We start from the raw sequence: 12,238 nt of genomic DNA, 5'->3' as shown, positions 1-12,238 counted from the left end.
GCGCGACCGGAGCAGGGAGGGCTCAAGAACATGGCGGTCTTCGATCGGATGGAAGTCGTCGAGGGCGACATCACGACCGAGACGGTGGACGCGATTGTCAACGCGGCCAACGAGACGTTGATGGGCGGCGGCGGCGTCGACGGCGCCATCCACCGCGCGGCCGGCCCCGGCTTGCGCGAGGAATGCGAGACGCTGGGCGGATGCCTGCCCGGGCAGGCCAAGGTGACCGGCGCTTATGACCTAGCGGCGCGCTGGGTGGTCCACACGGTCGGCCCCGTCTACGAGGGCCTGCCGCCGGACGACGCCGACAAGCTGCTCGGGGCCGCGTACGTCAATGCGCTGCGGGCCGCCGCCGAGGTCGGCGCCCGGTCGGTGGCGTTCCCGGCCATCTCGACCGGCGCCTACGGCTTTCCGACCGATCAGGCCGCGCGGGTCGCCATTCTTTCCGTCGCGCGCGCCCTGGAAACCGACGACCGGATCGAGACAGTGCGGTTCGTCTGCTTCTCGGAAGACCAAGCCCGCCTGCACCGCGCCGCCATCGCGGCGCTGCGCCAGTTGTCGGCGTAAGACCGCCCTGCTAACACCGTCGTCTCGTCGTGATGGTGAGTCGCCTGCCAACTCATGGCGGGCGAGCGCCGCTCCAAACGCGTGGCCATGGATGGCGCGCTCACGACCACCTGCACACCCTCTCGATCTCCCCCACAAACGGGGAACGCGCCCGGATGCGCCGTGAAAACCGCTACGAAATTGAAACCGACGGAGCACCTAAACACATCGCTCGGCCTGCCTTACGACTCACAGCGAAACGCTCCAAGCCAATCCTCGAGCTGGCTATCCGAAAGGCCGGCAGGCAAAGGTACTACACAAATACAGATCCCTTCCCCAATCAATCCCAGGCCTACTCTGTCTCCTTCCGAGATATCTGGGATCTCAAATCCCGGCATCCGAAGAGAGACCGACCTTCCGACATGGTCCCCCAGAACAACGACGCCCGTCAAGATGTGACCATCGGGCACGTTTTCGATGATGGAGGGCGACTTTTTCAGACCAAACAGCCCGCCTCCTTCCTTGCGGATCTGAGAGACCTCCACGAGAATTCGGGATGTCGGCGTCCGTTCGGCGGCCCATTCCCAGGTTAACGGCATCGACTTAATCGAGGAAATGGACATGGCGGATCCTCCGACGAACGAGAAGAACAAAACGGACAACGCAACAAAAAACCCAATGGGCCCTCGAGCCCAACACCGCCCTATCCTATCGTTCATGACATCAACTCGATGACGATTTTGAGTTGCGGTTTGGCGTGTTGACATCAGCCGTATGAGTATAGGGCTTATACTCGATATAGTATTTGGCTTTGCTGTCGCCAACGCTCGCCGCCTTCTTGAAGCCGACGTACCCGGTGTAGGATGTTGTCTGCGCTTTCGAATCCACAAGCTGCTCATAGAGGTTGTCCGGTGTATCCAGGCCGGGAATTTTCCGGGACAGAATACCGCTGTAGATAAACGAATCGGAGGCTCGCGTTGAGCAATTGCCTCCAAGTATATTGAACGTTGGCGGAGCCTTGTCCGTCATCATCCAGTATTTCTTAAACTTATCTGCCTGCTCTCTAGTCACATTTACGACCAAAACAGTGGTTATAGTGCCACTTTCAACAGCGGTTTCAATGTCGACGTAGTTTTTTCTCTTCGTTTTTAACTCCGCATAGTCATAAACTTGGCCGTCCAACCCCATTCCGGTGCTTCTGAAAAAGCTTGAAGCCGATCCGGAAGATTGTGACGATCCTGATGACTCTCCTGAGCCGATTGATGATCGTCCACGGCTCCCCGACGAATCGCCAGACCCTTCACCGAAGAATCCCATCGGTGTTCCATCCGGCAAAGCAACGTCCGCGTGCTGCTCCAGGACTCCGGGAGAATGGTCAGGGCCGAGCTTCCCGCGCACCAACAGGGCGACCGTTTTGCCGTCGAAAGAAATCCGCTTCTTGTTCATAAGCGCCACCTTCCATTAGAAACAGTTTAATAGCTCACCATTAGGATGCAAGCCAAGAAAAGCCAGCCGGCGGGGCGTTTTGATGGTGACTCGCCTGCCACCTCATGGCGGGCGACCGCCGCTCCAAACGCGTGGCCGTAGGAGGCGCATCCTTTTCCCGTTCCCGCGGCGTTCCGGTCCCGCCTTGTGAAAAGCGGGAGCGGTCCCGAGGCATTGATTGCGCCACCCTTCATTACTTACGTTTGCATTGTCCCTGGTCAAACCGCTCTAAGGTAGTATTGGTTTGCGGCAGTGGGGCGCTGATGGTACGATCAGATCGCTGTTTCGGGTTGTCCTGTCATTGCCCATAGGTCGGGCGACGGTTTCGTGTGCCTGGGGTGCGAAAACACGGGGCGACGAAGTGGCGCATTCGGCCATTCTTCGGTTGGTGTTGACGCCCCAAGCCCTGATCCCTTTGCGGAGCCGGCTTGTTCACTTGGCTCCGGCAAACCCAAGAATGTTCTCCCAGAGCACTGTCCCAGCCTACCAGACCGCGCCTCTCCCGAAGGCAAGTGAAAAAGCCTTTCTCTGCAAGGGGGTCATCATGCCCTATGTCGGCAAAACATTTATCTCCCAAATGCTGTCTGGGGACTGTTTTCCATTGAAGTTGGATTCATTGTCTGCTGAGCATGGCGAGAACCCTCTTTCAATTGAAACTCTGAATTCTGGTTTTATTAAGTCTGCCAAGGCCGGCGTCAGAGAGGCCTACAACAAAGATTTTCTTGTATTGAACCTCCTGATAAACAAGTATGATGAAAATAGCCTTGTGTATAATTGGGCGGTTGCGCACCTTCTGATCCTCCTCACGGATGTTTGTGACCCACGCCTGGGCTTAATGGAGGCCCTCGCCGAACATTGGTCTTATTGTCTGCGGGACGGGGAAGATGCCGGAACCTCTGGTGGCCGCCTTAAGTCGCAAATGGAAGGACTCGGATTGGGGGAAGAGGTTCTAAAGAACTACGATAAAAAGATCCGACTCCTAAAAAGAACAAAGAACAGTTGGTATCCCAGAGCCCGACAGCAACTCAACTCACGTGAGTACCTACGGACTCAACTCCACCTGAATGTCAACGCTGAGAATTTTCTTTCGCGGGACACACAGTTTGTCGTCATGGGCACGTGTTTTGCGCAGAATATTCATAACACTTTGAATGGCCTAGGGCTTCCAAGCGCGCATTTGAGTTTGGGCGAGGAAAACCCGGCTGACGTACAGTTTTCAATTTGGATGCAACGCAAAGAGTTCGCGAAATACATAAGTGAAAACAAGATTTGCTTCATACTGACACTCGGCTTCGCGGAAATAAAGATTCTAAAAAAGGAGATTGGGGAAAACAAAAAATCGGGGAAACTGTCCAACTTTGCGACACCCGATTCGATAGCAAATACCGTAGTTGATGGGGTTAGGAGAATGAAAGAAACAAACCCCGATACACGGATGTTTATCACTCTTTCTCCGGTGCCGCTCGAGGGAACGGCGTCAGAGTACACTGTTTTCGAGGCGAACGCCATATCCAAAGCTATTGTTCGGTATGCGATCGCCCTGGCTGCCGAAAAAAATCCAGATATTGAGTACTTTCCGAGCTATGAGATTGTGACACAGATTGCTGCTGCCATGGGAGAAGGCAGCTTTGCCAATGACGACGGCCATCCGCGCCATGTGAACAAGAGCGTCGTCGAACTTATTTGCTCTCTTTTTATCGAGTCTTACTGTCCGTGGGCTTTAGAGGGAATCGGGTAGTCCCGCTTGGTTTTTTGATCAACTCCGCAAAACTTGAAGACCGGTTCCGCGCACCGCTCACCGAAACGCGCCCAAAGCGGGACGATGTCTCACCGCACCGGGCGGCGGTGTTCGGTCAGGTCCACCACCCGCCGTTCCGCCGCCACAGCGCCGGGGCGCAGGCCGGGCAACGCCACCTCGGGCGCCCGCAGTCGGGCGCGGCGCGCCTCCCGCGTCAGCGGCAGGGCGTGGATCTGCTTGCTGGCCTCGACCAGCAGCACGCCCGAGACCCCCGCGAACCAACGCGTGCCCAGGCGTTCGATCATCGGCCCGGCGGACTTCAGCATGGCCGCCCGCGTCGGCGGAGTGAACAGGGCGGTGGTGCGCGCCCCCGGAGTAAACAGGTTGGCCCGCAACAGCGTGTCGAGCTGGCCGCTGGAATAGGGCCGGCCGTTGGCGAACGGGCTGCGTTCCATGCGCGCCCACAGCCCGCGCCGGTTGGGCACGACAATGAGCAGCCGGCCGGCCTCGGTCAGCACCCGCCAGAGCTCGCGCAGGGCGGCATTGGTCTGGTCCAGCCCCTCCAGGCCGTGCACCAGCAGGATGCGGTCAATGGATTGATCGGGCAGCGGCAGTTCGGTCTCGTCGGCGAGCACGGTCAGATTGCGCCCGCCGGACGGCCAGCGCAGAACCCCCTGCGACGGCGGCATGGCGGCGATCACCCGCTCCGCCTCGTCGAGGAACGGGTCAAGGTAGGGCACGGCATAGCCCAGCCCCAGCACCCGCTCGCCCCGGGTATCGGGCCAGATCTCGCGCACCCGCCGGCTGATCTGGAGACGGGCGGCCTCGCCCAGCGGGCTGTCGTAGAAATCGCGCAGGTCGATAACGTCGGCTCGCATGGCGCGGTTCCTCGCCGTGACGGGCGCGCCACCCGACGGGTGGCGACCGATGGCTTTGGAGTCTATATGGAAACGACATCCGTCGTCACCAGGGAACACCACACAACGCATTGCCCGACGCATTGGAGGACCCCGACCATGGCCGCCCTGATCATCGACCTGGTGCCCGTCCTGAACGACAACTACGTCCACCTGCTGCACGAGCCCGACAGCGGCGAGACGGCGGCGGTCGATCCGGCCGTGGCGGGACCGGTGCTGGACGCCGTCGAGCAGCGCGGCTGGCGCCTGACGCATGTGCTCGTTACCCACCACCACCACGACCACACCGGCGGCATTCCAGAGGTCAAGCGCGCCACCGGCTGCACCGTGATCGGCAATCGCAATGACGCCCGGCGCATTCCCGGCCTGGACGTGGGCGTCGTGGACGGCGATTCGGTGCGGTTGGGCGACCAGGAGGCGCGCGTGTTCGATACCCCGGGCCACACGGTCGGCCACATCGCCTATTGGTTTAAGGACTCCAAGGCATTGTTCTGCGGCGACACACTGTTCTCGATCGGCTGCGGGCGGCTGTTCGAGGGCTCGCCGGCACAGATGTGGCGCGCCCTGTCGACCCTGCGGGACCTGCCGGCGGATACGCGCGTCTATTGCGCGCACGAATACACCCAGTCCAACATCCGCTTCGCCCTGTCCGTGGACCCGGACAATGCCGCCTTGAAGGCCCGCGCCGAGGACGTCGAGGGTCTGCGGGCGACGAGACGGCCGAGCGTGCCGTCGGTGCTGGGCGACGAGATCGCCGCCAATCCCTTCCTGCGCGCCGACGACCCGGCCCTGGCGGATCGCCTGGGCCTGGCCGGCGCCGATCCGGTGACCGTGCTGGCCGACATCCGGGGCCGCAAGGACCGATTCTGACCGCCCTCCCCTCTCGCCCTCCATACACCGAGGCCCACGCCATGGACATCCGAGACGGCTTCCTGTCCGCCATCGGCAATACCCCCCTGATCCGCCTGTCCTGGCCCTCGGCGCAAACGGGCTGCACCATCCTCGGCAAGGCCGAGTTCCTCAACCCGGGCGGATCGGTCAAGGACCGCGCCGCCCTGGCTCTGGTGCGCGATGGCGAGGCCAAGGGGCTGCTCAAACCCGGCGGCACGATCGTCGAAGGCACGGCGGGCAACACGGGCATCGGCCTGACCCTGGTGGGCAACGCGCTTGGCTACCGCACGGTCATTGTCATGCCGGAGACGCAGAGCCAGGAGAAGAAGGACACCTTGCGCCTGTGCGGCGCCGACCTGCGGCTGGTGCCGGCGAAACCCTACAAGGACCCGGGGAACTACATCCATGTCTCGCGCCGGCTGGCGGAGGAGATCGGCGGCTTTTGGGCCAACCAGTTCGACAACCCCGCCAACCGCGAGGCGCACCGGCGCACCACCGGCCCCGAGATCCTGCGCCAGACCGGCGGCCGAATCGACGCCTTCACCTGCGCCGTCGGCACCGGCGGCACTTTGGCCGGCGTCGCCCTGGCGCTGAAGGCGCACGATCCGGCCATCCGCACGGTGCTGGCCGATCCGCACGGCTCCGGCCTGTTCGCCTGGATCACCGAAGGCACGCCGCGCGCCGAGGGCAGTTCCATCACCGAGGGCATCGGCCAGGGCCGGGTGACCGCCAATCTGGAGGGCGCCCCCCTCGACAACGCCGTGCGAATCTCTGACACCGAGGCCCTGGGCGCGCTGTTCGAGATGGTCCGCCACGACGGCCTGGTGCTGGGCGGCTCGTCCGGGATCAACGTCGCCGCCGCCATGCGGGTGGCCGAAACGCTCGGACCGGGCCACACCGTCGTCACCATCCTGTGCGACACGGGGGCCCGCTATCAGTCCAAGATCTACAATCCCGATTTCCTGCGCGAGAAGGGCCTGCCGACACCGCCGTGGCTGGAGCCGGCCGCCTGACACCGCGCCTCCCCCGCCCACCATTGAGAGACCTGCCCATGCCGTCACCCGCTTCCGGCGCCCTGGTCACCACCGATTGGCTGGCCGACCACCTGGACGCGCCCGACGTCCGCGTCGTCGACGCCCGCCACTTCATGCCCGGCGATCCGCGCGATCCGGCGGAGGAGTCCGCCCGCGCCCACATCCCCGGCGCGGTGTTCTTCGACATCGACCGCGTCGCCGATCCAGCCTCGTCGCTGCCGCACATGATGCCCCCGCCGGAGGTGTTCTCGTCGCGGGTGCGCGACCTGGGGCTCGGCGACGGGCACCGCATCGTCGTCTATGACCACGTCGGCGGCGCCTGTGCCGCCGCCCGGGTATGGTGGATGTTCCGGGTGTTCGGGCACGAGGACGTCTCGGTGCTGGACGGCGGGCTGCCCAAGTGGCAGGCCGAGGGCCGGCCGGTCGACGACCGTCCGCCGCACGTCACGCGCCGGCACTTCACGCCCCGGATCAACGCCGCCCTGATGGCCGACGCCGAGGCCGTGCGGGCCGCCCTGGAGACCGGCGCCGCGCAGGTGCTGGACGTGCGCTCGGCCGAGCGCTTTCGCGGCGCGGCGCCCGAGCCGCGCTCGGTTGCCCGGCTCGGCCACATGCCCGGGGCGTTGAACGCCCCCTTCGCCGATCTTCAGCACGGCCCGTTCAACGAAATGGCGCCGCCCGACGCCATCGCGGCCCATTTCCAGGCGGCCGGAGTCGATCCGGCACGGCCGGTCGTGACGTCGTGCGGGTCGGGCGTGACGGCGTGCTATTCCGCGCTGGCCCTGCACCTGATCGGCCATGACCGCGTCGCCGTCTACGACGGGTCGTGGGCCGAGTGGGGCGACCGCGCCGATCTGCCGGTCGAGCGGTAGGGCGTCAGGGCGTCCAAACGACATCCGCCCCGGCGTCGTCATGACTCCGGGGCGGGTGTTGTCTCGGCTCCAAGGCCCTAAGCCATGGAGGTTTTGTGCAAGGGAGGTCTTGTGCAAGCCAGTGGCCGGTGTGCGGGCCTTAGCCGGCGGCCAGGTGGCTCTCGTCCTCCAGTTCCATCTTCAGGCCGAAGCGGCCAGTGCGCACGCGCGAGCCGTCGGGCAGACGCCACACGGTGGGCGCGCTGCCCCCGGACGACGTGCTGGTGGGGGTCTCGGCGGCACCGCCAAAGCCGAGCGCGATCTCGTCGGCCATCACGGCGATGGTCTCCGGGGCGACAGCCTCCCGCCAACGGGCGCCATAGCGGCTCTCCATCGTCAGCGTGAACAGGTTGAACGCGTGATATGACGTCGGTGTGTGGTTCATCTTCAAGCTCCACCCTTGGGTTTCTACACCAAGGACGTTTCACCTCGTGGTCTCGGCCGTTTTAGCGGATGCCCCTTGGTCATATCCCCGACGCACGGCTCACTGGCTTATTGCATTGCAACATTATCCCGTGGGCTCACGCTTGTCCAGGACTATGTGATGTTACAGAGGGCATATACCAAATGGTGCGAAAACGACACGGTCGCACGAAAGTACAACCCCATGGTCTCAAGGCGATCCATCAGGACCACAACGGCACGAAGTTTCACCCTCGTTATGATTTTTCGCGATACGTTCTGTCGATAGGGTCGGACGCATCGCGAAAAGCCCTATATCGAAAGTAAACCCCACTAAAGGTCCGCCCCTTCCTTCTAAAGGAGGATGTCACCCCTCCTTTCGAGTGGTACATCCCGACGCGGCCCCGCCATCCGTCCTTGCCCTTGCGCGGGCACCGCCGATGCCGGATGGTGGTTCCATGGTCCCCCGCCCCGACGCAGAGTCCCGTCCATGAGCGAGCCGAAACCCCCGTCAGAAGACCGCGCCGACACGCGGATCGTCCATGTCGGCCACGATCCGCGCCAGCATCATGGCGCGGTCAATCCGCCCGTCTACCATGTCTCCACCGTCACCTTTCCGACCGTGGCGGACCTGAAGGCGAAGCAGGGCCGGCGGTTCGACGACGTCTATTACGGCCGCTATGGCACCCCCACCACCAAAGCACTCGACGCCGCCGTCGCGGACCTTGAGGGCGGGCGGTGGTGCGTGTCGGTCGGGTCGGGCATGGCGGCGGTCTCGTGCGCCCTGATGGCCCTGCTCAAGAGTGGGGACCACCTGCTCATGGTCGACTCCGTCTACTGGCCGACCCGCAGTTTCTGCGACACGATCCTTCGTAACATGGGAGTCCGAACAACCTATTACGACCCCCTCATCGGGAGCGGCATACGAGACATGATCGAACCGCAGACCCGGGTGATTTTCATGGAATCGCCAGGCTCGCTGACGTTCGAGATGCAGGACGTTCCGGCCATCGCCGCCGCCGCGCACGAGGCCGGCGCCGTCGCGGTGCTGGACAACACATGGGCCACGCCGCTGCTGTTCCGGCCGTTCGAGCACGGCGTGGACCTGTCGATCCAGGCGGCCACCAAGTACATTGTTGGCCACTCAGACGCCATGCTCGGCACCATCACCATGACCGACCGGGCGCTGTTCGAGCAGGTGAAGGCGACCGCCGGCCAGATCGGCCACGCGGTCGGGGCGGACGAGGCCTACCTGGGGCTGCGCGGGCTGCGGACCCTGGGCGTCCGGCTGCGCCAGCACGAGGCGAACGGGGTGGCGGTGGCCCGCTGGCTGCAAAGCTGGTCGGAGGTGGCCCGCGTGCTGCACCCGGCCCTGCCGGACGACCCCGGCCACACCCTGTGGCGGCGCGACTTCACCGGCGCCAGCGGCCTGTTCGGCGTGCTGTTGAAACGGGGACCGAGTCGCGAGGCCGTGGCCGCCATGCTCGATGGGATGCGGCTGTTCCGCATGGGGTTCAGCTGGGGCGGCTACGAAAGCCTGATCCTGGACACCACGACGGCGATCACCCGCACCGCCAGCCCCTGGACCCACGACGGACCGGTGCTGCGCCTGCACATCGGCCTGGAGGACCCGGTCGACCTGATCGCCGACCTGAAGGCCGGGTTCCAGCGGATGCTGGCGGCTGGGTAGAAGCCGGCGCTGACGGCACGGTTTTCCGCCCGAACCCCCTCCCAGCCTCCCCCATAAATGGAGGAGGAGTCCGGCAGGTGCCGTTGGGTGATACATGTATCCCAAAGCCGTAGGGTGCGTCTGGAGGCGGCGAAGCCGCCGACGACGCACCGAATGGTCGCGACGGCCGCGCGGCGGTGCGTCGCCCGCCGCAGTCGCGGCGGTCAGACGCACCCTACGAGCTTTCTCGTCATTGCGAGGAGCGAAGCCCAAAAACCCAAACTGGGGCAATCCAGGGCGGATATTTGCGTTTTACGCTCTGCTTTGCTTCACCCTCGTCTTGTGACGAGGGTTCGCAATGACGCGTCTCGTTTCCGCGGGGGCTGAGGTCCCCAGCTTGGCAGGGAAAGATGTGTGTATCCGATACCCCCGGACTCCCCTCGCCAATCTACAGCGTCAACTTCATCCCCACGTGGCTGGCCTCGAACCCGATGCGTTCGTAAAAGCGCCGGGCGTCCTCGCGCCGCCGGTCGCTGGTCAGCTGCAGGACCCCGCAGCCGGAGGCCCGCGCCAGCGCCGCCACGTGGGCCATCATGGCGCCACCAATGCCCTGGCCGCGCAGGTCGCTGCGCACGTGCACGCTTTCGACCTCCGCCCGGCGCGACCCGCGTCGGCTCAGGTAGGGCACGATGATGAGCTGGCAGAAGGCCACCACGGCGCTGTTGCGCTCGACGACGATCAGGCGGTTGTCGGGGGCGGCCATGATGGCGTCGAACGCCGCGTCATAGTCGGGGTGCAGCGGCAGGTCGGCGCTTTCACGCGTGCGGCCGAGCATGTCGTCGGCCAGCAGGGCGACCAGCGCCGGCAGGTCGGCGCGCCGCGCCTCGCGGAACAGCAGCGTGCTGCCGACGGGATCCCTGGCGGAGGAGGAGTGGGATGGCTGGTCCATGGGCGCCTCATGGGTCGGGGAAGCGCCACCAACCGGCCCCCGGGGGGCGATACCCTCGCCTCCCGTCCGGACGGTTTCCCCCACCGTGGCGCCCTCTTGACGGAGCGATCTTCCCATGCAGGGTACACCTGACCCGCCCACCGCTCAACGATCCCTGTCAAAGGCCCCACCGCCATGACCGCCCCAGCCACTGACCCAGCCACGGATAATGGCGCCGACAGCGCCGCCGTGTTCGACGCCATCCGCTTCACCACCGACGGCCTGGTGCCGGCCATCGCCCAGCAGCACGACACCGGCGAGGTGCTGATGATGGCCTGGATGAACAGCGAGACCATCGCCGAAACGCTGGAGACGGGCCGCGTGTGCTACTGGTCGCGCTCGCGCGGCAAGCCGTGGCGCAAGGGCGAGACGTCCGGCCAGGTGCAGACCTTGAAAGCGCTGCGCGTGGACTGCGACGGAGACACGCTCTTGCTGCTGGTCGATCAGGTCGGGGTCGCCTGCCACACCGGACGGCGGACCTGCTTCTACCGCGAGGCCCAGGCGGGCGGCGCGTTGGTGGAAATCATGGCGCCCGAGGCCGACCCCGAGGCCCTGTACGGACCCAAGGCACCATGAGCACCCTGCCCGTCACCGTCCTGACCGGCTTTCTCGGCGCCGGCAAGACGACGCTGCTCAACCACCTTCTGTCGCACCCGGACATGGCGCGCACGGCCGTGCTGGTCAACGAGTTCGGCGAGGTCGGCCTGGACCACCTGCTGGTGCGTCACGTGGACGAGGACATCGTGCTGCTGAACGCGGGGTGCCTGTGCTGCTCGGTGCGCGGCGACATGGTGACGGTGTTGCGCGATCTGTTCCTGAAGCGCGTGCGCCAGGAGATCGACGCGTTCGAACGCGTGCTGATCGAGACCACGGGGCTGGCCGACCCGGCGCCCATCCTGCACACGCTGATGAGCGATCCGTTGATCGGCGCCCACTACCGGCTCGACGGCGTGGTCACGGTGGTGGACGCCGTTCACGGCGCGGAGACGATGAACTGCCAGACCGAGGCGGTGAAACAGGCCGCCGTGGCCGACCGCCTGGTGCTCAGCAAGGCCGATCTGGCCACGGCGGAGGCCATCGCCGGTCTTGAGGCGCGCTTGGCGACGCTCAACCCGGGCGCGCCGCGCCTGCGGGCCGAGCACGGCCGGGTGGATCCAGCCGAGATCCTCGGATGCGGCCTGTTCGGCGTCACCGGCAAGCACCCGGACGTGGCCGCATGGTTGCGCGACGAAGCGCTCGCGACGCGAGAGCCCGCCGGCCACGACCATCACCACCACAATCACGACCTCAACCGTCACGACGACCGCATCACCGCGTTCTGCCTGACCTTTGACGACCCGTTGGACTGGAATGCCCTGATCACGGGGCTCGAACTGCTGGCGGCAAGCCGGGGCGCCGACCTCTTGCGCCTGAAGGGCATCGTCAACGCCCGCGACTGCGAGACCCCGCTGGCCCTGCACGGGGTGCAGCACATCTTCCACCCTCCGTCGCTGCTGCCGGCGTGGCCGGTCGACCCGGCGACCGGGGCAGAGGACCACCGCACCCGGCTGGTGTTCATCACCCGCGACCTAGGCCAAGAGGCGGTGCGGCGCGTGCTGGACGCGGTCCTGAGCGCCAAACCGGAGTCGTGACACGCTCGGCGCCGGTTGCGCCGACC

The 12,238-nt window shown here is 64.9% G+C and carries 13 protein-coding genes; 8 read left to right on the top strand and 5 right to left on the bottom strand.

The annotated features are described in order from the left end of the window. Positions 1-30 precede the first annotated feature (30 nt). Positions 31-567, top strand: a complete 537-nt coding sequence (locus Q0309_RS12810) for an O-acetyl-ADP-ribose deacetylase (RefSeq protein WP_299441577.1) — start codon at positions 31-33, stop codon at positions 565-567. Positions 568-788: 221 nt separating this feature from the next. Here Q0309_RS12810 and Q0309_RS12805 read toward each other — a convergent pair whose 3' ends face one another. Then, positions 789-1,169, bottom strand: a complete 381-nt coding sequence (locus tag Q0309_RS12805) for a hypothetical protein (protein WP_299441574.1) — start codon at positions 1,167-1,169, stop codon at positions 789-791. A gap of 100 nt (positions 1,170-1,269) precedes the next feature. Further along, entirely contained in the window at positions 1,270-1,992 is a 723-nt protein-coding gene (locus tag Q0309_RS12800; protein ID WP_299441571.1) for a hypothetical protein, read from the bottom strand. 583 nt (positions 1,993-2,575) lie between these two features. On the opposite strand from Q0309_RS12800, the gene Q0309_RS12795 reads away from it, so the two are divergent. Beyond that, entirely contained in the window at positions 2,576-3,769 is a 1,194-nt protein-coding gene (locus Q0309_RS12795; protein ID WP_299441568.1) for a GSCFA domain-containing protein, read from the top strand. 89 nt (positions 3,770-3,858) lie between these two features. Here Q0309_RS12795 and Q0309_RS12790 read toward each other — a convergent pair whose 3' ends face one another. Further along, a complete protein-coding gene (locus tag Q0309_RS12790; RefSeq protein ID WP_299441565.1) occupies positions 3,859-4,647 on the bottom strand; it encodes a methyltransferase domain-containing protein in 789 nt (262 codons plus the stop codon). A 138-nt stretch (positions 4,648-4,785) separates the two neighbouring features. Between Q0309_RS12790 and gloB the strand changes: the two genes are divergently transcribed. From gloB to sseA, 3 genes are read left to right on the top strand one after another with little or no spacing between them, the layout of a single operon-like run. Then, on the top strand, positions 4,786-5,556 hold the full coding sequence (gene gloB / locus Q0309_RS12785) for a hydroxyacylglutathione hydrolase (protein WP_299441561.1): 771 nt from the start codon (positions 4,786-4,788) through the stop codon (positions 5,554-5,556). 41 nt (positions 5,557-5,597) lie between these two features. Next, the gene (locus tag Q0309_RS12780; protein ID WP_299441558.1) at positions 5,598-6,590 is read left to right on the top strand and encodes a cysteine synthase A; all 993 of its coding nucleotides are present in this window, start codon (positions 5,598-5,600) and stop codon (positions 6,588-6,590) included. A 38-nt stretch (positions 6,591-6,628) separates the two neighbouring features. Then, entirely contained in the window at positions 6,629-7,483 is an 855-nt protein-coding gene (sseA, locus tag Q0309_RS12775; protein ID WP_299441555.1) for a 3-mercaptopyruvate sulfurtransferase, read from the top strand. A gap of 139 nt (positions 7,484-7,622) precedes the next feature. On the opposite strand, the gene Q0309_RS12770 is transcribed toward sseA, so the two are convergent. Next, on the bottom strand, positions 7,623-7,907 hold the full coding sequence (locus tag Q0309_RS12770) for a hypothetical protein (RefSeq protein WP_299441552.1): 285 nt from the start codon (positions 7,905-7,907) through the stop codon (positions 7,623-7,625). Positions 7,908-8,414: 507 nt separating this feature from the next. On the opposite strand from Q0309_RS12770, the gene metC reads away from it, so the two are divergent. Next, positions 8,415-9,614, top strand: a complete 1,200-nt coding sequence (gene metC / locus Q0309_RS12765; RefSeq protein WP_299441549.1) for a cystathionine beta-lyase — start codon at positions 8,415-8,417, stop codon at positions 9,612-9,614. 427 nt (positions 9,615-10,041) lie between these two features. Here metC and Q0309_RS12760 read toward each other — a convergent pair whose 3' ends face one another. Next, a complete protein-coding gene (locus tag Q0309_RS12760; protein WP_299441546.1) occupies positions 10,042-10,542 on the bottom strand; it encodes a GNAT family N-acetyltransferase in 501 nt (166 codons plus the stop codon). 174 nt (positions 10,543-10,716) lie between these two features. Between Q0309_RS12760 and hisI the strand changes: the two genes are divergently transcribed. Continuing rightward, positions 10,717-11,157: a phosphoribosyl-AMP cyclohydrolase gene (gene hisI, locus Q0309_RS12755; protein ID WP_299441543.1), complete on the top strand. Its 441-nt coding sequence runs from the start codon at positions 10,717-10,719 to the stop codon at positions 11,155-11,157. Further along, positions 11,154-12,212, top strand: coding sequence for a GTP-binding protein (locus tag Q0309_RS12750; protein ID WP_299441539.1), 1,059 nt, complete (start codon positions 11,154-11,156; stop codon positions 12,210-12,212). Before hisI ends, Q0309_RS12750 begins: the two co-directional genes overlap by 4 nt. The last annotated feature ends 26 nt before the right edge of the window (positions 12,213-12,238 follow it).

Source organism: uncultured Rhodospira sp., assembly GCF_937138205.1.
Lineage (GTDB): Bacteria > Pseudomonadota > Alphaproteobacteria > Rhodospirillales > Rhodospirillaceae > Rhodospira.
The sequence above is the reverse complement of the archived record's forward strand: the minus strand, read 5'-3'. Positions and strand labels throughout refer to the sequence as shown.

Coding starts and splice junctions, on each gene's coding strand:
- Q0309_RS12760 (WP_299441546.1), bottom strand. CDS start 10,542: ATGGACCAGCCATCCCACTCCTCCTCCGCCAGGGATCCCGTCGGCAGC.
- Q0309_RS12810 (WP_299441577.1), top strand. CDS start 31: ATGGCGGTCTTCGATCGGATGGAAGTCGTCGAGGGCGACATCACGACC.
- Q0309_RS12805 (WP_299441574.1), bottom strand. CDS start 1,169: ATGTCCATTTCCTCGATTAAGTCGATGCCGTTAACCTGGGAATGGGCC.
- Q0309_RS12795 (WP_299441568.1), top strand. CDS start 2,576: ATGCCCTATGTCGGCAAAACATTTATCTCCCAAATGCTGTCTGGGGAC.
- gloB (WP_299441561.1), top strand. CDS start 4,786: ATGGCCGCCCTGATCATCGACCTGGTGCCCGTCCTGAACGACAACTAC.
- Q0309_RS12790 (WP_299441565.1), bottom strand. CDS start 4,647: ATGCGAGCCGACGTTATCGACCTGCGCGATTTCTACGACAGCCCGCTG.
- sseA (WP_299441555.1), top strand. CDS start 6,629: ATGCCGTCACCCGCTTCCGGCGCCCTGGTCACCACCGATTGGCTGGCC.
- hisI (WP_299441543.1), top strand. CDS start 10,717: ATGACCGCCCCAGCCACTGACCCAGCCACGGATAATGGCGCCGACAGC.
- Q0309_RS12750 (WP_299441539.1), top strand. CDS start 11,154: ATGAGCACCCTGCCCGTCACCGTCCTGACCGGCTTTCTCGGCGCCGGC.
- Q0309_RS12770 (WP_299441552.1), bottom strand. CDS start 7,907: ATGAACCACACACCGACGTCATATCACGCGTTCAACCTGTTCACGCTG.
- metC (WP_299441549.1), top strand. CDS start 8,415: ATGAGCGAGCCGAAACCCCCGTCAGAAGACCGCGCCGACACGCGGATC.
- Q0309_RS12800 (WP_299441571.1), bottom strand. CDS start 1,992: ATGAACAAGAAGCGGATTTCTTTCGACGGCAAAACGGTCGCCCTGTTG.
- Q0309_RS12780 (WP_299441558.1), top strand. CDS start 5,598: ATGGACATCCGAGACGGCTTCCTGTCCGCCATCGGCAATACCCCCCTG.